This is a genomic window from Mumia sp. zg.B21, from assembly GCF_019550855.1.
Lineage (GTDB): Bacteria > Actinomycetota > Actinomycetes > Propionibacteriales > Nocardioidaceae > Mumia.
Window position 1 is genome coordinate 114,802 of the sequence record NZ_JAHWCJ010000003.1, and the last position, 21,767, is coordinate 136,568.

The 21,767-nt window shown below is 70.0% G+C and carries 22 protein-coding genes; 14 read left to right on the forward strand and 8 right to left on the reverse strand.

The window, feature by feature from the left end; translation table 11 throughout:
- Positions 1–27: 27 nt before the first annotated feature.
- The 4 genes from KV100_RS14840 to KV100_RS14855 form a co-directional block, all read right to left on the reverse strand.
- A complete protein-coding gene (locus KV100_RS14840) occupies positions 28–570 on the reverse strand; it encodes a DUF1003 domain-containing protein (protein ID WP_220343877.1) in 543 nt (180 codons plus the stop codon).
- Positions 567–1,817, reverse strand: a complete 1,251-nt coding sequence (locus KV100_RS14845) for a magnesium transporter MgtE N-terminal domain-containing protein (protein WP_308291453.1) — start codon at positions 1,815–1,817, stop codon at positions 567–569. The genes KV100_RS14840 and KV100_RS14845 overlap by 4 nt, the downstream gene beginning before the upstream one ends.
- A gap of 95 nt (positions 1,818–1,912) precedes the next feature.
- Positions 1,913–2,674, reverse strand: a complete 762-nt coding sequence (locus tag KV100_RS14850; RefSeq protein WP_220343878.1) for a hypothetical protein — start codon at positions 2,672–2,674, stop codon at positions 1,913–1,915.
- A 110-nt stretch (positions 2,675–2,784) separates the two neighbouring features.
- On the reverse strand, positions 2,785–3,336 hold the full coding sequence (locus tag KV100_RS14855; protein WP_220343879.1) for a hypothetical protein: 552 nt from the start codon (positions 3,334–3,336) through the stop codon (positions 2,785–2,787).
- Between the two features lie 78 nt (positions 3,337–3,414).
- On the opposite strand from KV100_RS14855, the gene KV100_RS14860 reads away from it, so the two are divergent.
- The 4 genes from KV100_RS14860 (at position 3,415) to KV100_RS14875 (ending at position 8,957) form a co-directional block, all read left to right on the forward strand.
- Positions 3,415–4,293, forward strand: coding sequence for a DMT family transporter (locus KV100_RS14860; RefSeq protein ID WP_220343880.1), 879 nt, complete (start codon positions 3,415–3,417; stop codon positions 4,291–4,293).
- Between the two features lie 220 nt (positions 4,294–4,513).
- The gene (locus KV100_RS14865; protein ID WP_220343881.1) at positions 4,514–5,482 is read left to right on the forward strand and encodes a CoA ester lyase; all 969 of its coding nucleotides are present in this window, start codon (positions 4,514–4,516) and stop codon (positions 5,480–5,482) included.
- A gap of 47 nt (positions 5,483–5,529) precedes the next feature.
- Positions 5,530–6,726 carry an acyl-CoA dehydrogenase family protein gene (locus KV100_RS14870; protein WP_220343882.1) on the forward strand — a complete coding sequence of 399 codons (1,197 nt, stop codon included), beginning with the start codon at positions 5,530–5,532 and terminating at the stop codon, positions 6,724–6,726.
- Positions 6,727–6,827: 101 nt separating this feature from the next.
- Positions 6,828–8,957, forward strand: coding sequence for an ATP-dependent DNA helicase RecQ (locus KV100_RS14875; RefSeq protein WP_220343883.1), 2,130 nt, complete (start codon positions 6,828–6,830; stop codon positions 8,955–8,957).
- 10 nt (positions 8,958–8,967) lie between these two features.
- Here the strand turns inward: KV100_RS14875 and KV100_RS14880 are convergent, their stop codons facing one another.
- A complete protein-coding gene (locus KV100_RS14880; protein WP_220343884.1) occupies positions 8,968–9,357 on the reverse strand; it encodes a hypothetical protein in 390 nt (129 codons plus the stop codon).
- A gap of 341 nt (positions 9,358–9,698) precedes the next feature.
- On the opposite strand from KV100_RS14880, the gene KV100_RS14885 reads away from it, so the two are divergent.
- A complete protein-coding gene (locus KV100_RS14885; RefSeq protein WP_220343885.1) occupies positions 9,699–10,568 on the forward strand; it encodes an excalibur calcium-binding domain-containing protein in 870 nt (289 codons plus the stop codon).
- Between the two features lie 30 nt (positions 10,569–10,598).
- Here the strand turns inward: KV100_RS14885 and KV100_RS14890 are convergent, their stop codons facing one another.
- Both KV100_RS14890 and KV100_RS14895 read right to left on the reverse strand, forming a co-directional pair.
- Positions 10,599–12,989, reverse strand: coding sequence for a phosphoketolase (locus KV100_RS14890; RefSeq protein WP_220343886.1), 2,391 nt, complete (start codon positions 12,987–12,989; stop codon positions 10,599–10,601).
- The gene (locus KV100_RS14895) at positions 12,986–14,278 is read right to left on the reverse strand and encodes an acetate/propionate family kinase (protein ID WP_255559592.1); all 1,293 of its coding nucleotides are present in this window, start codon (positions 14,276–14,278) and stop codon (positions 12,986–12,988) included. Before KV100_RS14895 ends, KV100_RS14890 begins: the two co-directional genes overlap by 4 nt.
- A 125-nt stretch (positions 14,279–14,403) precedes the next feature.
- On the opposite strand from KV100_RS14895, the gene KV100_RS14900 reads away from it, so the two are divergent.
- From KV100_RS14900 to KV100_RS14930, 8 genes are read left to right on the forward strand one after another with little or no spacing between them, the layout of a single operon-like run.
- A complete protein-coding gene (locus tag KV100_RS14900) occupies positions 14,404–15,051 on the forward strand; it encodes a general stress protein (RefSeq protein WP_220343887.1) in 648 nt (215 codons plus the stop codon).
- Positions 15,048–16,106, forward strand: coding sequence for a DUF2332 family protein (locus tag KV100_RS14905; RefSeq protein ID WP_308291454.1), 1,059 nt, complete (start codon positions 15,048–15,050; stop codon positions 16,104–16,106). Before KV100_RS14900 ends, KV100_RS14905 begins: the two co-directional genes overlap by 4 nt.
- A gap of 53 nt (positions 16,107–16,159) precedes the next feature.
- On the forward strand, positions 16,160–16,729 hold the full coding sequence (locus KV100_RS14910) for a histidine phosphatase family protein (RefSeq protein WP_220343888.1): 570 nt from the start codon (positions 16,160–16,162) through the stop codon (positions 16,727–16,729).
- Positions 16,730–16,777: 48 nt separating this feature from the next.
- Positions 16,778–17,263 (forward strand): cation:proton antiporter, encoded by a 486-nt coding sequence (locus tag KV100_RS14915; protein WP_220343889.1) that lies wholly within the window; start codon positions 16,778–16,780, stop codon positions 17,261–17,263.
- On the forward strand, positions 17,260–17,391 hold the full coding sequence (locus tag KV100_RS19730) for a hypothetical protein (RefSeq protein WP_255559589.1): 132 nt from the start codon (positions 17,260–17,262) through the stop codon (positions 17,389–17,391). The genes KV100_RS14915 and KV100_RS19730 overlap by 4 nt, the downstream gene beginning before the upstream one ends.
- A 39-nt stretch (positions 17,392–17,430) precedes the next feature.
- Positions 17,431–17,967, forward strand: coding sequence for a MaoC family dehydratase (locus KV100_RS14920; RefSeq protein ID WP_220343890.1), 537 nt, complete (start codon positions 17,431–17,433; stop codon positions 17,965–17,967).
- Between the two features lie 58 nt (positions 17,968–18,025).
- Positions 18,026–18,490, forward strand: coding sequence for a MarR family winged helix-turn-helix transcriptional regulator (locus tag KV100_RS14925; protein ID WP_220343891.1), 465 nt, complete (start codon positions 18,026–18,028; stop codon positions 18,488–18,490).
- Positions 18,487–20,091: a DHA2 family efflux MFS transporter permease subunit gene (locus tag KV100_RS14930; RefSeq protein WP_220343892.1), complete on the forward strand. Its 1,605-nt coding sequence runs from the start codon at positions 18,487–18,489 to the stop codon at positions 20,089–20,091. Before KV100_RS14925 ends, KV100_RS14930 begins: the two co-directional genes overlap by 4 nt.
- 40 nt (positions 20,092–20,131) lie before the next feature.
- Here KV100_RS14930 and KV100_RS14935 read toward each other — a convergent pair whose 3' ends face one another.
- Positions 20,132–20,794, reverse strand: a complete 663-nt coding sequence (locus tag KV100_RS14935) for a zeta toxin family protein (protein ID WP_220343893.1) — start codon at positions 20,792–20,794, stop codon at positions 20,132–20,134.
- Positions 20,795–20,857: 63 nt separating this feature from the next.
- Between KV100_RS14935 and KV100_RS14940 the strand changes: the two genes are divergently transcribed.
- Positions 20,858–21,700, forward strand: a complete 843-nt coding sequence (locus KV100_RS14940; protein ID WP_220343894.1) for a PHP domain-containing protein — start codon at positions 20,858–20,860, stop codon at positions 21,698–21,700.
- The last annotated feature ends 67 nt before the right edge of the window (positions 21,701–21,767 follow it).

A 21,767-nucleotide genomic window follows, 5' to 3' on the forward strand; every position in this document is an offset into this window, starting at 1 on the left:
TCATCGATGCTACGTGCGCCCTGGCAATCACAAGGGCGTCGGGTCGGGCTGACCGTCTGCCGCCTCGTCCGGCGACGACCTGACCCGGTCCTCGATGTCGTCGACCAGCCCTCGCAGCTCCGAGCGCAGGAAGTCTCGGGTGGCCACCTCGCCGAGCGCCAGACGGAGGCTCGCGACCTCCCGGGCGAGGAACTGCGTGTCCTCGTGCGACCGGGCCGACTGCTCCCGGTCCTGCTCCTGGGTGACCCTGTCACGGGCCTCCTGACGGTTCTGCGCGAGCAGGATCAGGGGAGCGGCGTACGAGGCCTGCAGCGACAGGATCAGGGTCAAGAAGATGAAGGGGAACGGGTCGAAGCGCAAGGAGTCCGGGCTCAGGCTGTTCCAGAGCAGCCAGGCCGCCACGAACACCGTCATCCACGCGATGAAGGTCGCCGTCCCCATGAACCGCGCGAACCCCTCGGCGAACCGGCCGAAGGTCTCCGCGTCCACCCGGCGGCGCCGGCTGCGGCTCCAGCGGTTGGGGTCGCGGGGCTGGTCGAGCCGCACCCGGCGGTCGTCGCGGTCGCTCATGGCGCTCCCTCCGGCTCCTGGTCGCGCCAGCCCTCCGGCAGCAGCTCGTCGAGGACGTCGTCGACCGTGATGGCCCCCACCAGGTGGTGGGAGTCGTCGACGACGGGGCAGGCGACGAGGTTGTACGCCGCGAGGATACGAGCCACCTCGTGCAGCGACGTGTCGGGCCGCGGCCAGTCGATGTCGTTCACCGCGATCGCACCGACCAGCGACGAGGGCGGCTCGCGCAGCAGGTGCTGGAAGTGCACCACCCCGAAGAAACGTCCCGTCGGCGTCTCGAGCGGCGGCCGCGCCACGTAGACCAGCGCGGCCAGCGAGGGCGACATCTCGGGCTCCCGGATGCGGGCGAGGGCCTCGGCCAGGGTGGCGTCCGGCGGGAGGATGACCGCGTCGGAGGTCATCAGGCCACCCGCCGTGCCCTCCTCGTAGTCCATCAGCCGGCGGACGTCCTCGGCGTCCTCGGGCTCCATCAGCGCGAGCAGCGCCTCCGCGGTGTCCATCGGCAGCGTGGCGATGACGTCGGCCGCGTCGTCGGGAGACATCTCCTCCAAGACGTCGGCCGCGCGCTCGGGGTGGAGGCGGCCGAGGATCTCGACCTGGGCGATCTCGGGCATCTCCTCGAGCACGTCGGCGAGCCGCTCGTCGTCGAGCTCGGCCGCGATCTGCGTCCGCCGCAGGACCGGCAGCTCCCGCAGCGCGTTGGCGAGGTCGGCCGGGCGCATCTCGTCCATGGTCGCGAGGAGGTGGGTGGCGCCCTGCGAGGGCTGCTCGCCGGCGAGATCGGCGACGTCGCCCCAGTCGACGACGACGCCGTGGCCACGCCGTCCGAAGCGGGCGCTGCGGCTGCGCACGGCGACGTCGGAGAGATACCAGTCCTTGGTGCGGTCCTGCTCCATCGCGACGTCGTAGACCACGACCCCGTCGAGGTTCTGAGACGGTACCCGCACCTTGCGGTCGAAGAGCTCACCGAACACGAGCGTCTCGGTCTGGCGCTGCTCGAAGCGGCGCAGGTTGAGGACGCCCGTGGTGATGATCTGGCCGCCCTCGAGCGACGTCACCCGTGTCATCGGGAGGAAGACGCGCCGACGACCGAGCACCTCGATCACCAACCCCAGCACCCGGGGGAGGCGGCCTGCGCTGCGCTGCGTGACGACGACGTCGCGCAGCTTGCCCACCTGGTCCCCAGCGGGGTCGAAGACAGAGTGCCCGGCCAGCCTGGCGAGAAAGATCCGGCTCGTCGAGGTCACGGGGGTCAGCCTAGCGGCGTCCGGGCAGGAGGCCGGACGTACGACGCCCCGCCACCGCGGCGCGGTGACGGGGCGTCGGAGGCCTGAGTGTCAGGTCAGAGCTTGATGGTGCCGCGGCTGTAACCACCCTGGACGGTCTTGGTCGCGGGGATCTTGAGGCGGTACTTGGCGCGCTTGGACGAGTAGAAGGTGAAGCCGGCCTTGCCCTTGCGGTTGAGGCGCAGCGCCTTCTTCTTCTTCCACTTGCCCTTCTTGACCTGGACGACGACCTTCTTGCCGCGGTACGGCTTCCAGCCGGTCGGGCTGTAGTAGCGGACCCCGACCTTCACCTTCTTCTTCGAGCCGGTGCTCTTGATGGAGATGACGTTGCGGTACTTGAGGTTGCCCTCGATCGCCGACTTGATCGTGAAGCCACGGCCGGCGACGCTGGCGTCGGTGAACCAGCGGATGTTGTTGTTGCCGTCGTTCCACTGGACGCGGACGTTGGCGACGCGGAACGCGCCACGGCCCCAGCCGTTCTTGAACGTGAAACCGGAGGTCGTCGACTGGTAGGTGTTGCTGACGTAGGCGAGCTGCTGGTTGGCCAGCAGACGCGTCGAGCCACGGTAGATGTCGCCGTACACGGTCACGCGGCCGTACTGGCCGAGCGACCCGACCTGACGCATGTCGGTGGCGGTCTGCATGTACTTCGTGCTGTAGCTCATGTAGGGGCCGGACGAGGACGCCACGCGGATCGACGTCACGTCGATCGGCGAGGTCGCTGCGGCGGCGGGGGCGGCGGACGCGAACGCGAGGCCGGAGAACGCGAGCGCGCCCCCTGCCACGACGGCGGCGGCACGCTTGAGGAGCGAATTCACGGAGGGAGCCTTCCTGGGCGGACGAGGGGTGCGACAGGAACATAACTCATGGGAAGTCCACCAGTCGGGGCTTCGGCCATGGTGGTGGCTTCAACTATTTGCGCCCCGACTCAGGCCTCGGAAGACCCCGAGAGGCGAGGGGCGCGACGCTGGCGGTGCAGGGCGAAGGGGCGGCTGCGGACCGTACGCGCCGGCGACTCCAGCGGCTGCTCGCGCTGCGCCCTGTCGTCGAGGTGCCCGGGGGAGGACAACAGCTCCATCGGGCGGAGGCGTACGACGACGCACTCGCGCGCCCACCGGGCCACGGCCTCGTCAGCCTCGAACAGGTTGAGGCGGTCCGCAGCGAGCACCGCCGTGACCTCCTCCCACTCGGGGTGGTCGGGACTGATCTCCTCGACGGACGCGCTGACCCTCGCGACCTGCGCCCGGGTCGACTTCGCGCGCAGGTCGAGGACGACCTCGCGCTCGTCCCGGATCCCTGGCAGCGGCTGCTCGTCCCCGCCGGCGACGACGCAGACGGCGTCCTCGTGCCAGACGTGCCAGACCGGGTGCCAGGCGTCGGCGTACACGATCCAGAGCAGGCCCGACTTCTTCGCCACCTCGGCCACGAAGGCCCGGCGGAACAGCGCGTCGAAGTCGCCTGCCGGCTCGCTGGGGTCCATGCCCGACAGCATAGGACGGGATCGTCTGCGCGGCGGCCGCGTCGGCGGTACGGCGGCCGCGCCACGCATACTGCGCAGGTGACCGTCATCCTCGCCGCCGTGGCCGTGCTCGGCGTCTCGCTGTCCGGACCCCTGATGGCGGGGACGCAGGCGCCCGCGCTCGCCATCGCGTTCTGGCGCAACGCCCTCGCCGAGGCGATCCTGATCCCGGTCGCCGCAACCCGCAACCGACGCGAGCTGAGGGCGCTGACGGCGGTCGACGTCCGTACCTGCCTGTTCGCCGGAGCCGCGCTCGCCGCGCACTTCGCGACGTGGATCAGCGCGCTCAAGCTCACCTCCGTCGCGGCCGCGACGGCGCTGGTCTCGATGCAGGTCGGTTGGATCGCGCTGATCGACCGGCTCCGGGGCAGACACGTCCGGCTCGGTGTCGCCGCCGGGTTGGCCGTGTCGTTCTCCGGCGTGCTCGTCATCACCGGTGTCGACCTCAGCCTGTCGCGCGAGGCCGTGCTGGGGGACGGGCTGGCGCTGCTCGGGGGCCTGAGCGCGGCGATCTACACCGTCGCGGGGGCCCGGGCGCGGGAGACGCTGTCGACGACGTCGTACACGGTGCTCTGCTACGGCGCGTGCGCGCTGATCCTGCTGGTGGCCTGTCTGGTCTGGCGGGTGCCGCTGGTCGGGTTCGAGACCACGGCCTGGCTGGGCATCCTCGCGGTGACGGTGACCGCCCAGCTGCTCGGGCACTCGGTGATCAACCACCTGCTCGCGGTGATGAGCCCGATGGTCGTCTCGTTGGTGCTCTTGCTCGAGGTCCCGGGGGCGGCGCTGCTCGCCACCGCGATGCTCGGGCAGGCGCCGGGCCTGGGGGTCTACGTCGGTCTGGCCCTGATCATCGTCGGGCTCGCCGTCGTCGTGACGCGGCGCCCACCGCGCCGTACCGAGGTGCCCGACGCCGACTGACCCGCACCCCCGCACCCCGCGCCCATCATCGCACCCATCCCATCCGCGCGATTCGGTGAGGAGATCGGGGTTCTGGCCCGAGCGGAGTCGATCTCCTCACCGAATCGCGGCGGGGAGGCGGATGAGAAGCGGGTCACACTGACGCGGCTGTTACTAGTCGTTAACAGTGCTCGTCGGTACAGTCAGCCCTGATCCCGTCCCCGCAGCACCGAGGTGACCCGTGTCTGTCGAAAACAAGGCCTTGCGTTCGCGGCGCTCCTGTCTCGCCGTCCCCGGCTCCAACCCGCGCTTCCTGGAGAAGGCCAAGGGTCTGCCCGCCGACCAGGTCTTCCTCGACATCGAGGACGCGGTGGCCCCGCTCGCCAAGCCCGACGCACGCAAGAACATCGTGGCCGCGCTCAACGAGGGCGGCTGGGGTGACAAGGTCCGGGTGGTCCGCGTCAACGACTGGACGACGCAGTGGACCTACCGTGACGTGATCGAGGTCGTCGAGGGCGCCGGCGCCAACCTCGACTGCATCATGCTGCCGAAGGTCCAGACCGCCGAGCAGGTGGTCGCGCTCGACATCCTGCTGACGCAGATCGAGACCACGATGGGCTTCGAGGTCGGCCGCATCGGCATCGAGGCGCAGATCGAGAACGCCCTGGGCCTCACCAACGTCAACGCGATCGCCGCGGCTTCGCCGCGCGTCGAGACGATCATCTTCGGCCCCGCCGACTTCATGGCCAGCATCAACATGAAGTCGCTCGTCGTGGGCGAGCAGCCCCCGGGCTACGACGTCGGTGACGCCTACCACCACATCCTCATGAGCATCCTCATGGCGGCGCGGGCGTACGACAAGCAGGCCATCGACGGCCCCTACCTCCAGATCCGCGACACCGAGGGCTACCGCCGCGTCGCCTCGCGGTCGGCCGCGCTCGGTTTCGACGGCAAGTGGGTCCTGCACCCCGGCCAGGTCGACGTCGCCAACGAGGTCTACAGCCCTCGCCAGGAGGACTACGACCACGCCGAGAACATCCTCGACGCGTACGACTGGTTCACCTCCGAGGCCGGTGGCAAGAAGGGCTCGGCCATGCTCGGCGACGAGATGATCGACGAGGCCTCCCGCAAGATGGCGCTCGTGATCTCGGCCAAGGGACGCGCGGCCGGCATGCAGCGCACCACGACCTGGCAGCCGCCGACCGACTGAGGTCGTCGCACCCGCCAGCCCCGCCGTACGGAAGAAGAGAGAACACCATGGGCCGCCTGGTCACCACCGACGGACTGACCGACATCCAGCAGGAGATCCTCAAGACTGTCCGCGACTTCGTGGACAAGGAGATCCTCCCGGTCGCGACCGAGCTGGAGCACAAGGACGAGTACCCTCAGGCCATCGTCGACGGCCTGAAGGAGCTCGGCCTGTTCGGGCTCACGATCCCCGAGGAGTACGGCGGCCTCGGTGAGTCGCTGCTGACGTACGCGCTGGTGGTCGAGGAGATCGCGCGCGGGTGGATGAGTGTCTCCGGCGTCATCAACACGCACTTCATCGTCGCCTACATGCTCATGCACCACGGCACGGAGGAGCAGAAGCAGAAGTACCTCCCGCGGATGGCGACGGGCGAGGTGCGCGGTGCGTTCTCGATGTCGGAGCCGTCGCTCGGCTCGGACGTCTCGGCGGTCGCGACCAAGGCGACCAAGCAGGACGACGGGTCGTACAGCATCACCGGCCAGAAGATGTGGCTGACCAACGGTGGCTCGTCCAACCTCGTCGCGGTGCTGACCAAGACCGACGAGGGCGCGGACTCGGTCTACAAGAACATGACGACGTTCCTGATCGAGAAGGAGCCCGGCTTCGGCGAGACGGCCCAGGGGATCACCGTCCCCGGCAAGATCGACAAGATGGGCTACAAGGGCATCGACACGACCGAGATGATCCTGGAGAAGCACCAGATCTCGGCCGACCAGATCCTCGGCGGCGAGCCCGGCAAGGGCTTCTACCAGATGATGGACGGTGTCGAGGTCGGTCGCGTCAACGTCGGCGCCCGCGCTGTCGGCATCGCCAACCGCGCGTTCGAGCTCGGCATCGCCTACGCGCAGCAGCGCGAGACGTTCGGCAAGCCGATCGCCCAGCACCAGGCGATCCTGTTCCGGCTCGCCGAGATGGGCACCAAGGTCGAGACGGCGCACGCGATGGTCGTGCGCGCGGCGCGCAAGAAGGACGCCGGCGAGCGCAACGACGTCGAGGCCGGCATGGCCAAGATGGTCGCTTCGGAGTACTGCAACGAGGTCGTCGAGGCGTCGTTCCGCATCCACGGCGGCTACGGCTACTCCAAGGAGTACGAGATCGAGCGGCTCTACCGCGAGGCGGCGTTCATGCTCATCGGCGAGGGCACGAGCGACATCCAGAAGATGATCATCGGGCGCAGCCTGCTGAAGGACTACAAGCTCCGCTGACCGCCGCCGCGTCCCGGGTGCGAGCGCCCGGGACGCGGACGGACGGACGACCTGGGGACTCCGTACGCCGGGTGTCGCTGCGCGTGCGTACGGTGGACACCATGCCCCCCACCGCCGCTCCGTCCGCGCTGTCATCCTCTCGCGCCGCTGTCGCCGACCGTGTCATCGGTGCTCTCGCGGGGCCTGGTGCGAGCCTGCGCGGCGACCAGGTCGCCGCGGTCACCGCCTTGTGCGAGCCGCGCGCCCGCGTGCTGGTCGTCCAGGCGACCGGATGGGGCAAGTCCGCGGTCTACTGGGCGGCGACGGCGATCCGTCGCGACGAGGGCGCTGGCACGACGCTCGTCGTGTCCCCGCTGCTGTCGCTGATGCGAGACCAGGTCGCGGCCGCAGCCCGGGCCGGTCTCCGGGCCGAGACGCTCAACTCCTCCAACGTCGAGGAGTGGTCCCGGATCGAGCAGGCGCTGCGGGCCGGTGACGTCGACGTCCTGCTCGTCTCGCCCGAGCGCCTGGCCAACCCGGGCTTCGGGCGCCGGGTGCTCGACGCTCTCGCGGGCCACATCGGGCTGCTGGTCGTCGACGAGGCGCACGCGGTCTCCGACTGGGGTCACGACTTCCGCCCCGACTACCGTCGCGTCTCCGACGTCCTTCAGCGGCTCAATCCCGACACCCCGGTGCTCGCCACCACCGCGACCGCCAACGCCCGGGTCACCGACGACGTGGCGACGCAGCTCGGTGACGAGACGCTCGTGCTCCGCGGACCGCTCGCGCGCTCGAGCCTCGAGCTGTCGGTCGTCGACCGGTTGTCGCCGCTGGAGCGATACGCCTGGGTGGTCGACCACCTTCCGACGCTGCCCGGGTCCGGGATCGTCTACGCGCTCACCGTCGCGGATGCGCATCGGCTGACTGCCGCGGTCCGCGCGGTCCACGGTGACGCGGTGCCGGTCGCCGCCTACACGGGCCAGCTCGAGGCCGCCGAGCGCGAGCAGCTCGAGGACGCCCTGCGCGACAACCGAGTGAAGGCGCTGGTGGCGACCTCGGCGCTCGGGATGGGCTACGACAAGCCCGATCTCGGGTTCGTCGTGCACGTCGGTGCGCCGCCGTCGCCGGTGTCGTACTACCAGCAGGTCGGCCGTGCAGGGCGTGCGATCGAGCACGCCCACGCGGTGCTGCTGCCCTCGGGGGCCGACGACGGAGTGTGGGACTACTTCGCGACCGCCACCATCCCCGTCGCCGAGCAGGTCGAGCGGCTGCTCGAGGCGATGGCCGACGCCACGGTCGACGCGCCGGCCACCGTGGTGAGCCTCGAGGCCGAGACCGGCCTGCGGCGCGGGCGTGTCGAGCTCATGCTCAAGCAGCTGGCCGTCGACGGCGTCACCGAGCGGGTCGAGCGCGGCTGGGTTCGGACCACCACGCCGTGGTCGTACGACCGTGAGCACTACGACGGTGTCGTGGCGGTACGCCGTCGCGAGGCCGACATCATGCGCGCCTACACCCGTGGTGAGCGTTGCCTGATGCAGCTGCTCCAGGAGTCGCTGGACGATCCGGAGGCCGCTCCGTGCGGCCGCTGCTCGGTGTGCCGCGAGACGCTCCCCGAGGGGTTGGCGGCAGCCCCACGGGCCGAGACGGTCCGCACGGTGGCGGGGGTGCTGCGTGGTGAGGACCACCTGCTCGAGCCCCGCAAGATGTGGCCGGGCGGCTCCTTCGGCGTACGCGGGCGGATCGCCCCCGACCGTGCGGTCGAGCCGGGCCGTGCGCTCGTGCACGCCGACGCCCCCGAGTGGCGCGAGGCGGTCCGGGAGATGTTCGCTCGAGACGCGCCGGCGCCTCAGGAGGTGCTCGACGCGTGCGTCCAGGTCCTCGCTCGCTGGCGCTCGCAGTGGAGGTCTCGCCCTGAGGTCGCCGTGGCTCTGCCGGCGGCCGGGTTCGCCGAGCTCTCCGGCAGCATCGCCGACCACCTCGCCGCGGTGGGACGGCTCGACCGGGCTCACCTCGCGGTCGAGGCGCACCCGTCCGCGCAGGAGATCCGCGAGCTGACCTCGTCCGACGAGGCGGCGCTGTGGCGCGACGCGGTGACGGTGCCGAGCGAGACCGCGGCAGCGGTCGCCGGCCGTACGGTGTTGCTGGTCGTGGACGCCTCGGCGTCACAGTGGCCGATCACGGTGGTCGGCGGAGCTCTGCGGGCGGCCGGGGCGTCGGCCGTGCTCCCGCTCCTGGTCCACCGTCGCGTGTGACCCCGGCGCCTCATCGCACGCCCACCCGGTCCCACCCGGTGACGAAGTCGTACATCGCCTCCGTCAGCCCGTGGTCGTGGGGCGAGGATGGGCGCCACCAGACGTCCAGCATCACCCACGCCAGCGCGCCGGTGCCCTTCTGGCTGCGGCCGAGCCTGCGGCGGACGGTCGTCGCGCCGTAGATCAGTCCTACTGGCAGCACGAGTGCGTGGGTCGCGTCCTCGACCGGCGGCCTGGCCGGCAGGATCCAGCCGGCCGTCACCGGCTTGCGCGACGTCGTGTACGTCATCAGACGGCCCTGCGTGCTCGCGACCCGGTTGTACACGTCCTCGGTGGGGATACGGCGGTGCTCGCAGGCGCTGATGAACGCCTGGACGTTCTCTCGTGCCTGGCTCTCCATGCCGGGAGGCTACGGGCGCCGTGTTACATCCGCGTCACAGCATGGTCGGCAGCACATGCCGTGTGCTGACTGTCACGCTCGAAGGTTCGGTCCGCCGACCGGGAGGCTCTGACAGTGGGCTGGCCTCGCCTCACCACGACGGTGAGAACGTACGGGAGCCCTTGTGTGGGCGATTAGTCTGGTTTTGGCCCTTTCTCGGGGTGAGTCCGATCGCTGACGTGCGTCGGCTGCGCCCCCCTGCCCCCGGGGGGCCGCGTGGTCGAGGTCCGGCGTGAGCTGATGCGCCATGCCCGTGCCGCGCTGCACGAGGGGCGTGCCGCCTCTGCTCGAAGGAGACCATCGTGAAGAACGCTGTCCGCGCGCTCGCGCTCGTGGGGTGTCTGGCGCTGATCGGCGCCGGGCTCTCGTCCGCCAGCGCGACACCAGTGCCGACCGCCACTCCCAGCGTGGCCGACGCGAAGAGGGCCAGCACGATCTCGGCCAAGACCCTGCTGAAGAGGCTGACGGTGCGCAGCGAGACGCGCGCCGGCTACGCGCGCGCCAAGTTCGGCCGCGGCTGGAAGGCACAGGGGAAGGGCTGTGACACGAGGGCCGTCGTGCTCAGAAGCGAGTCGAAGTCCCGCACCACACAGACCCGAAACTGCACGATCAAGCGCGGCAAATGGCGCAGCCAGTACGACGGCCGGGTCGTGCGACGTGCCTCCAAGCTCGACATCGACCACCGTGTGCCGCTGGCCGAAGCCTGGGACAGCGGCGCCAAGAAGTGGACCAAAAAGACCCGGATCGCCTACGCGAACGACCTCGGATATGCCGAGTCCCTCGTCGCGGTGACCGCGCGCTCCAACCGGGCCAAGGGTGACGGCGACATCGCCCAGTGGCTGCCCAGCAAGTCCAGGTGCTCCTACACCGCCCGCTACGTGGCCGTGAAGTACCGGTGGCGGCTCGCCGTCGACAAGCGTGAGAAGCGGGCCATCACCCGCGTGTTCTCCGGCTGCGGTAGGCGCGGCCTGAAGGTTGCCAAGCCCGGGCGGGCGAGCGTCAAGACCGGCGGAAACAGCGCACCCGCGCCGCCGCCCTCGAGCAACGATCCACGCTTCGGCACCTGCGGCGTAGCCATCGCCCATGGCTACGGCCCCTACTACCGGGGGAGGGACCCGGAGTACTCCTGGTACATCGACCGCGACAGGGACGGCATCGTCTGCGAGCGGTAAGCGCGTCGGACGGCGAGGGGCACGCGGGGATCAGGTGGCCGGGTTGAGAACCCAGTCCTTCACCTCGGGCATGTCCTCGAGGTGCTCCCGCACATAGGTGCGGTGCCTCTCGAGCATCTGCTGGCAGTGCTCCCGCAGCTCCTGCGCGTTCTCCGGCGTCGCGTGGGCGTTGTTGAGGACGTCTTCGACGAGCTGGTAGCGCGACATGTGGTTGAGCACCGTCATGTCGAAAGGCGTCGTCGTGGTGCCCTGCTCGATGAAGCCACGGACGTGGAAGCGGTCGGCGTCCGGCCGGCCGTGCACCAGCTTGTGGATCGCGCCGTGGTAGCCGTGGAAGGCGAAGAGCACGTCCACGTCCTCGGTGAAGAGCGCGGCGAACTCCGACTCCGACATCCCGTGCGGGTGGTCCTTCTGCCGCGGCAACGTCATGAGGTCGACGACGTTGACCACGCGGACGGTGAGGTCCGGCACCCACTCCTTGAGCAGCTGCGCCGCCGCGACCGTCTCCGCCGTGGGCACGTCGCCGGCGCACGCCATCACGATGTCGGGCTTCTTGGAGCCGTCGTCGTTGCCGGCCCACTCCCAGATGCCGGCGCCCTTCTCGCAGTGCTCGGCGGCCTCGTCGATCGAGAGGTACTGGAGGTGAGGCTGCTTGTCGATCGCGATGAGGTTGACGTACGACCGGGACCGGAAGCAGTGGTCGGCGACCGACAGCAGGCAGTTGGCGTCCGGCGGCAGGTAGACCCTCGAGACGATGCCGCGCATGTTGAGCACCACGTTGATCAGCCCCGGCCCCTGGTGCGAGAAGCCGTTGTGGTCGTTGCGCCACGTCGTCGACGTCAGCAGGATGTTGAGGCTGGGGATCTTCGCGCGCCACGGCAGGTGGCTCGCCTCCTCGAGCCACTTCGCGTGCTGCACGGTCATCGAGGCGCTCACCATGGCGAACGACTCGTACGTCGCGAACAGACCGTGACGCCCGGTCAGGGTGTAGCCCTCGAGCCAACCCTGGCAGTTGTGCTCGCTCAGGACCTCCATCACCCGTCCGTCGCGGGAGAGCTTCACGTCGTCCGGCGTGACCCGCTCCATGAAGGCGCGATCACTGACCTCGAACACCGCTCCGAGCCGGTTGGAGTTGGTCTCGTCCGGGCAGTAGAGCCGGAAGTTGTCCGGGTTGTCGCGATAGATGTCGGCCATCATCGCGCCGAGGACGCGGGTGTTCTCGAAGCGTTCGGCGGCGGGGTTGAGGACCTCGATCGCGTAGTCGGTGAACGGCCGCAGGGCGAGGTCTTTCGTGAGCACCCCGCCGTTGGCGACCGGGTTCGCGCTCATCCGGAGGTCACCCTCGGGGTTGTTCGCCTCGACCTGAGCACTCGGGTGTCCGTCGGGGAACAGCTCGTCCGGCCCGTACGACCGCATCCACGACTCCAGGATCGCGAGGTGCTCCGCGTTCTGACGGACATCAGACATCGGCACCTGGTGCGCGCGCCAGTTGCCCTCGATCGTCACGCCGTCGACCTCGTGCGGGCCCGTCCAGCCCTTGGGCGTACGCATCACGATCATCGGCCATCTCGGCATCTCGCCGTCCCAGTCACCGCCACGGGCGGCTTCCTGGATCGCCCGGATCTTGCCGTACGCCTCGGCGAGCACCGCGGCGAAGCGCTGGTGCATACCCGGCAGGTCGGACCCCTCGATCTCGAGCACGTCGTAGCCGTGGCCGGTGAAGAGCTCCCGCACCTCCTCGGGGGGCTTGCGGCCAAGCACGGTCGGACTGGCGATCTTGCCGTCGTTGAGGTGGAGGATCGGGAGCACGGCGCCGTCGCGGGCGGGGTTGAGGAACGAGATCCCCTTCCAGGAGCCCTCGAGCGGACCGGTCTCGGCCTCACCGTCTCCGACCACGGCGACCGCGAGCAGGTCCGGGTTGTCGAAGACCGCGCCGAAGGCGTGGATGAGGACGTAACCGAGCTCGCCGCCCTCGTGGATCGATCCGGGCGTCGTCACCGAGACGTGGCTGGGGATGCCGCCCGGTGTGGAGAACTGGCGGCAGAGCCGAGTCAGGCCCTCGGTGTCGAGAGAGACCTCGGGATAGACCTCGGAGTAGGTGCCCTCCAGGTAGCCGGCCGCGACCACTGCCGGGCCGCCGTGCCCAGGCCCCGACAGATAGATCGAGGACTGCCCGGTCTGGCGGATCAGCCGGTTCATGTGGGCGTAGACGAAGGACTGCCCCGGGCTCGTTCCCCAGTGCCCGAGCAGGCGCGGCTTGATGTCGTCGGCCGACAGCGGACGCTCGAGCAGGACGTTGCTCTTCAGGTAGATCTGGGCGACCGTGAGGTAGTTGGCCGCTCGCCACCACGCGTCGAGGGTGGCGACCTCCTCGTCGGTGGGGTTCGCGAACGCGGTCATGTCGATGGTCGTCTCGGTCATGCGTTCTCCTTGGCTTCGGAGTGGTCCGCTGCAGCGGCCGGTCGCGCGGGCGAGCCCGTGCGCACCAGGGCGACGGTGTGGTGCGCGATCTCGGCCTCCTCGTCGGTGGGCACGACCGCGACCCGGATCGGCCCCCCTCCGACGACGAGCCCGTCGTCGGGCACGGAGAGCGCGTTGCGCGAGGGATCGATCTCGATGCCGAGGTGCGCGAGCGGTGTGCACACCTCGGCCCGGAAGCTCGGGTCGTTCTCACCGATCCCCGCGGTGAACACGACGGCGTGCACACCGGGGACGGTCGCGAGGTAGGCGCCGATGTAGTGGCGGATGCGGTACGCGGCGAGCGCGAGCGCTGCCCGCGCGTCCTCGTCGCCGGCCTCGGCGAGGGACTGAACCTTGGCCATGTCGGACTCGCCGCTGAGCCCGAGCAGACCGCTGCGTCGCTCGAGGAGGGTGGCGACCTCCGCTGTGGACATGCCGACCGTGTCCAGCAGGAACAGCACGGCGGACGCGTCGATGTCGCCGGCCCGTGTCCCCATGACGAGGCCGGACAACGGCGTGAAGCCCATCGACGTGTCGACGCTGCGTCCGCCGCGCACGGCGGTGATCGACGCACCGTTGCCGAGGTGGCAGACGATGAGGTTGACCTCTGCCGGCGGGACGCCCAGCAACGCCGCCGTCCGCCCGGTGACGTACTCGACCGACGTCCCGTGGAAGCCGTACCGGCGCAGCTGGTGCTCGGCGGCGAGCTCCTGCGGGATCGCGAACGTGTAGGCCTCCCACGGGAGCGTCGCGTGGAAGGCGGTGTCGAACACCGCGACCTGCGGGAGGTCGCGGTCGCGCTCCTTCATCAGCCGGATGCACTCGACCGCGACGGGGTTGTGCAGGGGTGCGAGCGAGGAGAGCGCGTCGATGCGCGCCAGGATGTCGTCGTCGACCACGACCGGCGTGCTGAACTCCGTGCCGCCGTGGACGACGCGGTGACCTGCTCCGATCAGCCCGTCGAGGCGCGCGCCGGCCTCGTCGAACCGCTGGAACATCGCAGCGATCGCGTCGGCGTACGAAGCGCCGGGCAACGGTCTCTCGACGGGGTCCGACCCGGTCACCTGATAGCGCAGCGAGGTGCCGTCGTGGCCGATGCGGGAGACGATGCCCCGCCCCAGCCGCACCCCTGAGCTCGCATCGCGCAGCTCGTACTTCAGCGATGACGAGCCCGCATTGACGACGAGCACCGTCTCGTCCGGCATCCGGCCCTCCTTGGGCATCATCCGTGGCGCCGGCGGCACCCTCATCGTGTCAGTCTGTCGTCGCCCGCAGCCGCGCGCACGCCGAGAGACACGCCACCTGGACACTACATGCAGCGCACGCCGCAACTGATGTCACTAGGGTGAGGGACAGTCGAGAAAAAGGGGCAGCGATGGCGCAGCAGCAAGGCAGAGAAGGCTTCACGCTCGAGTACCCGCAGCACCTGGCGTACTTCGACAAGTACGTCGATGCGCAGCGCGCGGTGGACTACTTGTCGGATCAGCGGTTCCCGGTCGAGAACACGATGATCGTGGGCAGCGACCTCAAGCAGGTCGAGCGCGTCACGGGTCGCCTCACCTGGGCCAGGGTCGCAGGTTACGGTGCGGCGACGGGCGCCTGGCTGGGTCTCCTCCTGGGTCTGATCGTGGGCATCTTCGCCGAGCCGGGTCGTTGGCTCGCCGTTGTGCTGTCAGCCATCCTCATCGGTCTCGTCTTCGGCGTGATCTGGGGCCTCATCGGCTACGCGTTCACGCACGGACGCCGTGACTTCACCTCCGTCTCCCAGGTGGTGGCATCCCGGTACGAGCTCCTCGTCGAGCACAAGTTCCTCGCCGACGGGCAGCGGGTCCTCTCCGGGCTCATCCACCCGGCGACCCAGCAGCAGCCTCAGCACGCGGCGGACGTGGCACGGCCGGGAGGTCAGGGCCACCAAGACCTGAGCCAGGGCCAGGACCCGAGCCAGGGCCAGGACCCGAGCCAGGGCCAGCCGCCGACCCAGCCCCCGTCGACCCAGCCCCCGTCGGCCCCGCCAGGGGCGTGACCACGCCTGGCGTCGAACACGCTGCGCACGCGCTGGCCTGGCAGGCCCGGGCCTGCGGACGGCTCGGCTCGCCGATGTACGAGGGGATGCTCACGGCGCTCGCCGACGACGTCGTGGCAGGGGGACCGGCCCGCGCCGCTTTCGGTGACCTGGTGAGCGACGGGGCCGAGCTCCCCTCGGTGCCCGGCCTGCGCCTCGCGGGTGGGCTCCACCGGCTGGTTCTCGAGGGTGAGGCGCCGGGTCTCGAGGAGTTCTATCCGAGCGTCGGTGGCCGGTGGGATCTCGGGGGTGCCTGGCAGCACGTGCTGGCCGTGATCGATCAGCACGGCGCCACGCTGCGTCGCGCCCTCGACCTCACGCCGCAGACCAACGAGGTCGGACGCTCGGCCGCGCTCGTCGGCGGCCTGCTCCGGACCGCCGATCGGTTCGCGCTGCCCGTGCGACTGCTCGAGATCGGGGCGAGCGCGGGGCTGAACCTTCGCGCGGACCACTTCCGGTTCGGGTCGCCCTCGGGCTGGTGGGGCCCTGCGGACTCGCCTGTCGTGATGGCCGACGCCTGGGCCGGGCCGCTGCCGCCGGTGGACGCTCCGCTCGAGGTGGTCGAGCGACGCGGCTTCGACCTCGCGCCGCTGGACGTCGCGCGCGCCGAGGACCGACGCACGCTGGAGGCCTACACATGGCCGGACATGACCGAGCGGCTGGTCCGCCTGCGCGCGGCATGCGAGGTTGCGGCCGACGTCCCGGCCGTGGTCGAGCGCTCGAGCGCCGGGGACGCCGTCGACGCGGTCGAGCTGGAGCGAGGGGTGGCGACCGTGGTGTGGCACTCGGTGATGTGGCAGTACGTGGGCAAGGCCGAGCGCGCGCGGGTCGACGCCCGGATCGCAGCGCTGGCGGAGCAGGCGGATCCGGACCGCGTGCTCGCCCGCGTGACGCTCGAGGACAGTGGGGAGGTCGACGGGACGTATTCGGTGGTCCTCACGACCTGGCCGTTCGGCGAGGCCACCGTGATCGGTGCTGCCCCGCCCCATGGCTTGCCGACGACCTGGACAGGCTGACGAGACAGACACGGACGGGACAGACATGGAGGAGACGGCATGAGGGAGACGGCATGAGCGCGGCACTCTGGATGGTCCGCCACGGACCGACGGAGTGGGCCCGCGACGGCCGCCACACCAGTCGTACGGATCTCCCGCTCCTGCCGGAGGGCGAGGAACGGGCGAGCGAGCTGGTGCCGCGTCTCGCCACGGCGTCCTTCTCGCTCGTCCTCACCAGCCCTCGTCTGCGTGCCCGCCGGACGGCGGCGCTGGCAGGCTTCCCCGACGCCGAGGTCGAGCCCGACCTCGCCGAGTGGGACTACGGAGAGCACGAGGGCCTGACCACGCCGCAGATCCGTGAGAAGACCCCGGGTTGGACCGTCTGGTCCCACGGCGCCGGGACGGTGGGCGGCGAGACGCCGGAGCAGGTCACGGCCCGGCTCGACCGGGTCGTGGCGCGGGTACGCGCCACGGACGGGGTCGTGCTGGTGTTCGGGCACGGTCACGCACTGCGCGGGCTGGCCGCCCGTTTCCTCGACGAGCCGCTGCGGTTCGGCGCGCGCCTCGCCCTCGGAACGGCGACGCTGTCGGTGCTGGGCTACGAGCACGGGAGCGATGCGGTGATCGAGCGCTGGAACTGCTGACCTCCCGGGAGAGGGGGCCCGCGTGGAATCGCTGTTCTGGATCGTCCTGTGCGCCGCGATCGCCCCCGTCGTGGCGGCGACGGACCGGAGCGAGCAGTTCTGTCGCTCGTGCTCTTCGGCGTAGCGGCTGTGCTGGTCGCGGTCGTACCGACGAGGCTGCTCCCGCCGGCGTCGGTGATCCCGGGCCTCGTCCGCGCCGGCGCCGAGACGACGGCACAGACGACCGTACGCTTCACCGTGCTGCTCCTGGTGTCCCTGAGCGCGCTCGCCGTGGTCGTCCAGCTGGACACCATCCTGGCCGCCTTCGCGGCTGGGTTCATCCTTCGATGGGCACTGCCCGGAGGGGACGAGCGGCTCGAGACCAAGATCAACGGGCTCGCGTTCGGCCTCCTCATCCCGGTCTTCTTCGTGACCTCCGGAATGGCGATCGACCCCGGCGCCGTGCGACTCCGTACGGGTGTCTCTGTTGGCCTCGACCGGCCTGCCGCTCATGGTTCGCGGTCAGCACGGTCGCGGTGGACGCGGGCGAGATGACCCAGACGACGGCGTCGATCCTCGTCGCGGGAGGCACGATCACGGTTCTTCTGCTGCCGAAGACGGCGACCCTGCTCGCCCGGCAGGAGGCCACCCGACCCGAGAAGCCGGAGGCGGATCGGTCATGATGTCAGCGCCCCCAGGGTTCAACGACGCGAGGAGTCCCCATGCAGTTCGGCCGCAGCTACGAGGAGTTCGAGGTCGGCGCCACCTACAAGCACTGGCCAGGGAAGACGGTCACCGAGTACGACGACCACCTCTTCTGCCTGCTGACCATGAACCACCACCCGCTGCACATGGACGTGAACTACGCCGAGAAGACGACGCAGTTCGGCAAGAACGTGGTGGTCGGCAACTACGTCTACTCGTTGCTCCTCGGCATGAGCGTCCCGGACATCTCGGGCAAGGCCATCGCCAACCTCGAGGTCGAGTCGCTGCGTCACGTCGCGCCGACCTTCCACGGCGACACCATCTACGGCGAGACGACCGTGCTGGACAAGTGGGAGAGCAAGAGCAAAGACGACCGTGGCGTCGTCTACGTCGAGACGATCGGCTACAACCAGGACGGCAAGGTCGTCTGCGTCTTCCGCCGGAAGGTCATGGTCCCGAAGGACAACTACCTGGAGTCCCGCGGCGGCGAGCAGCCGGCGCGGCCCGTGCCGCAGCCCGACAAGAACTGGGCAGGCCCGGCAGTCGCACAGTGATCTACCTCACGCATCTCTCGCGTAGGTGAAACTGTTGCGCTGACGTTAATATCGTCCGGTGACGACACCCGAGTCCCTCGCCGGCCGCCTGGAGGAGTTCTTCCTCCAGGTGGCCGCGCGCTGCGAAGGCGATGCGGTCGACGCGTTCGCCGCTCTCGACCTGTCCGCGACCCAGTCGCGGACGCTCCTCATGATCTCGAGCCGGCCAGGGACCACCCAGATCAGTGACGTCGCCCGCGCGGTCGGCGTCTCGGTGGCCGCGGCGGGACGCGCCGTCGACCAGCTGGTCGGCGCTGGCCTGGTCTGCCGGAACGAGTGTGCCGATGATCGTCGCGTCCGCCTGGTGACGCTGACCGACCGGGGGCGCGAGCTCGTCGGCCGCCAGCTGCAGACCAAGCGCGCCGCGCTCCAAGAAATCGCTCGCGAGCTGTCGGAGCCCACACGTAGCCTTCTTGATCGCGCGCTACGCGCTGCGCTCTCCGAACGCCAACCCACCACCCCGGCTAAGGACCCTCACCCATGAGTCAAGACACCCAGACGCCGACCGGCGGACCTGGCCCCGGCAACGCACCCGGAGATGGTGACAGGCTCGACGCGGCTGTCCTCAAGATCGCCGGCGTGGTCGTGCTCGGCGCGATCATGTCGATCCTCGACATCACCGTGGTGAGCGTCGCGCTGCCCACCTTCCAGAACGAGTTCGACGCCACCTACGCACAGGTCGCGTGGACCATGACGGCCTACACGCTCGCGCTCGCGACCGTGATCCCGCTCACCGGCTGGGCCGCCGACCGGTTCGGCACCAAGCGCCTCTACATGATGGCGCTGGTCCTGTTCACCGCCGGCTCCGTCCTCTGCAGCCTCGCTGGAGGCATCACCGAGCTCGTGGTCTTCCGCGTGATCCAGGGCCTCGGCGGCGGCATGCTGATGCCGCTCGGCATGACGATCATGACGAGGGCGGCGGGCCCGCACCGGATCGGTCGCGTGATGGCCGTCCTCGGCATCCCGATGCTGCTCGGCCCGATCGGTGGCCCCATCCTCGGTGGATGGCTGATCGAGAGCCTCACCTGGCACTGGATCTTCCTGATCAACCTCCCGATCGGCATCGTCGCTCTCTTCTACGCCTGGCGCGTGCTGCCCAAGGACAACCCGCAGCCGTCTCAGTCCTTCGACTGGACCGGCATGATCCTGCTGTCGCCGGGTCTCGCACTGTTCCTCTTCGGTGTCTCCTCGATCCCCGAGGAGGGCACCGTCTGGGCCAGCAAGGTCCTCGTGACCGCTGCGGTCGGGGTCGTCTTGATCGTGGCGTTCGTGTTCCACGCTTTCCGGCCTGAGCACCCGCTGGTCGACCTGCGTCTCTTCAAGCACCGCAACCTCACGGTGGCCGTGATCACGATGGCGTGCTTCGCGATCGCGTTCTTCGGTGCCAGCATCCTGTTCGCCGCCTACTTCCTGCAGGTCCGCGGCGAGTCCACGCTGGTCGCCGGCCTGCTCCTGGCGCCCCAGGGCCTCGGCGCGATGCTCACGATGCCGGTCGGTGGCGCACTCGTCGACCGGATCGGTCCGGGCAAGGTGGTGCTCACCGGTCTCGCGCTCACCACCGCGGGCATGGCCGGCTTCACGCAGGTCGGCGCCGACACCTCCTACCCGTTCCTTCTCAGCGCCCTGTTCGTGATGGGTCTCGGCATGGGTCTGACGATGATGCCGACGATGACCGCGGCGCTCGCCACCCTGACCGAGCACACGATCGCCCGGGGCTCGACCTTGATGAACATCATTCAGCAGGTCGCGGCGTCCATCGGGACCGCGGTGTTCTCGGTGGTGCTGACCAACCAGCTCACGGGCGGCACGACGGTCGCCGAGGCCACCGGCGCGCCGGTGACCAAGGAGACCGACGTGCCTCTGTCCGGCCTCGCGATCGAGTCCTGGGACGACCCGTCCCTCCTGGAGACCATCCCCGCCGCGCTGATCCGTCAGGGGTTCGGCGAGGCGGCGGACGCCTTCGGCACGTCGTTCGTCCTGGCCACGGTGCTCATCGGGCTCACGCTCGTCCCGGCGTTCTTCCTCCCGCGCAGGCGGATCGAGCGCGTGGGCGAGGACTCCCGGACCCCGGTGGTCGTGCACTGACCTGGCCGCTGACCCGCACGCCACGGTGGTGGGCGCGTGCTCACCGAACGAGGGTCGGTGACCACGGACCCGCCACCGTCGTGCATTCGGAGACCGGGCCCGCGTTGTCGATGACGTGCGTCGCTCGTTCGTGAGGGGCGTACATCGAGAGATAGAGGCGTTGGCCCCCGACGTAGCGTCGGAGCAGCGGGTGCGCGGGATCGTCGGGCGTGCCGTCGCGCTCCGCCATCCGGCGTACCGATTCGTCGACCGGGACGTCGAGGAACACCGAGAGGTCCCAGCGTCGGACGAGCTCGTCGCGGTGGAGGAACAGGCCTTCGACGATCACGACGGCGTCGGTCGGGACCTCGAGCGGGTCGGCAACGACGGCGGTGTCCGAGCGGTGGTCGAAGTGACGGGTGACGATGCGCCGCGTGCCGCCCGGAAGGAGTGGGTCGAGCACCTTCTCCCTCAGTGCGGCCAGGTCGTAGGAGTCGTGCAGGAACCCTGCCGGGGAGTGGCGACCTCGGTGGTGCCGGACCCGGCGCGGATTCAAGAAGTCGTCCTCGTGGACGACGACGGCCGCGCGGCCTTCCTTGGTGACGGAGGCGGCGAGCGCCGTCGCGAACGTCGTCTTGCCGCTGCCGTCCATGCCGTCGACAGCCAGGAGCGCCGGGCGGTCGCGCGAAGGGGTCTGCTCGACGAGCCAGGCGAAGAGATCCACCTTCCGACCGTATCGACACCGTTGCGTTCCGCCGGGGTGCACGGTCGCCGGTAACCTGACCGCGTGCTCATCGACCTCCACACCCACTCTCGTCGGTCCGACGGCACCGACAGCCCGACCGAGCTCGTGGAGAACGCGGCGCGGGCGGGCCTCGACGTGGTGGCGTTGACCGACCACGACGCGATGACGGGCTGGGGGGAGGCGCAGACCGCAGCCGACCGGGTGGGCATCACCCTCGTCAAAGGGCTCGAGATCTCGTGCCGTTATCGCTACAAGGGGGTGCACCTCCTCGGGTACGAGCCCGACCCCACCGACCCCAGCCTCCTCGCCGAGCTCGAGCGGGTGCTGCGCGGACGGCAGGACCGCCTTCCGAAGACGATCGCCAAGCTGCAGGACCTCGACATCCCGATCACCGAGGCCGACGTCCTCGCGGTCTCGGGTGACGCCGCAGCGACGGGCCGACCGCACGTGGCCGACGCTCTCATCGCGATGGGTGTCGTCGCCAACCGTGACGAGGCGTTCGAGCGCTACCTGATGCCGGGCCGACCGGCGTACGTCGACCGGTACGCGGCGCACCTCGAGGAGATGATCCGGCTGCTGATCGACGCAGGAGGCAGGCCCGTGATCGCGCACCCGTGGACGCGGCAGAGCCGGTCGGTGCTGACCGAGGAGGTCATCGCTGACCTGGCCGAGCTGGGACTGGTCGGGCTCGAGGTCGACCACAACGACCACGACGCCGGCACCCGGACTCGCCTGCGCGAGATCGCACGAGAGCTCGACCTCGTGGTGACGGGCTCGAGCGACTACCACGGGACGGGCAAGGTCGGCTACGACCTGGGCGTCAACACGACCGTGCCCGACCAGGCCGTCCGCCTTCTCGAGGATCGCATCACGTTGAACCGGTGAGAGAATCCGTCGCCCGCCGTCGCAGGCGAGCCGCGGAGCGGCACACCTCGGCGAGCGAAACCCGCGA

Excerpts from the sequence above, each read along its gene's own strand:
- KV100_RS14930 (WP_220343892.1), top strand. The coding sequence starts at position 18,487 with ATGAGTCAAGACACCCAGACGCCGACCGGCGGACCTGGCCCCGGCAAC.
- KV100_RS14855 (WP_220343879.1), bottom strand. The coding sequence starts at position 3,336 with ATGGACCCCAGCGAGCCGGCAGGCGACTTCGACGCGCTGTTCCGCCGG.
- KV100_RS14895 (WP_255559592.1), bottom strand. The coding sequence starts at position 14,278 with ATGAGGGTGCCGCCGGCGCCACGGATGATGCCCAAGGAGGGCCGGATG.
- KV100_RS14840 (WP_220343877.1), bottom strand. The coding sequence starts at position 570 with ATGAGCGACCGCGACGACCGCCGGGTGCGGCTCGACCAGCCCCGCGAC.
- KV100_RS14910 (WP_220343888.1), top strand. The coding sequence starts at position 16,160 with ATGAGCGCGGCACTCTGGATGGTCCGCCACGGACCGACGGAGTGGGCC.
- KV100_RS14900 (WP_220343887.1), top strand. The coding sequence starts at position 14,404 with ATGGCGCAGCAGCAAGGCAGAGAAGGCTTCACGCTCGAGTACCCGCAG.
- KV100_RS14890 (WP_220343886.1), bottom strand. The coding sequence starts at position 12,989 with ATGACCGAGACGACCATCGACATGACCGCGTTCGCGAACCCCACCGAC.
- KV100_RS14920 (WP_220343890.1), top strand. The coding sequence starts at position 17,431 with ATGCAGTTCGGCCGCAGCTACGAGGAGTTCGAGGTCGGCGCCACCTAC.
- KV100_RS14870 (WP_220343882.1), top strand. The coding sequence starts at position 5,530 with ATGGGCCGCCTGGTCACCACCGACGGACTGACCGACATCCAGCAGGAG.
- KV100_RS14880 (WP_220343884.1), bottom strand. The coding sequence starts at position 9,357 with ATGGAGAGCCAGGCACGAGAGAACGTCCAGGCGTTCATCAGCGCCTGC.
- KV100_RS19730 (WP_255559589.1), top strand. The coding sequence starts at position 17,260 with ATGACCCAGACGACGGCGTCGATCCTCGTCGCGGGAGGCACGATCACG.
- KV100_RS14875 (WP_220343883.1), top strand. The coding sequence starts at position 6,828 with ATGCCCCCCACCGCCGCTCCGTCCGCGCTGTCATCCTCTCGCGCCGCT.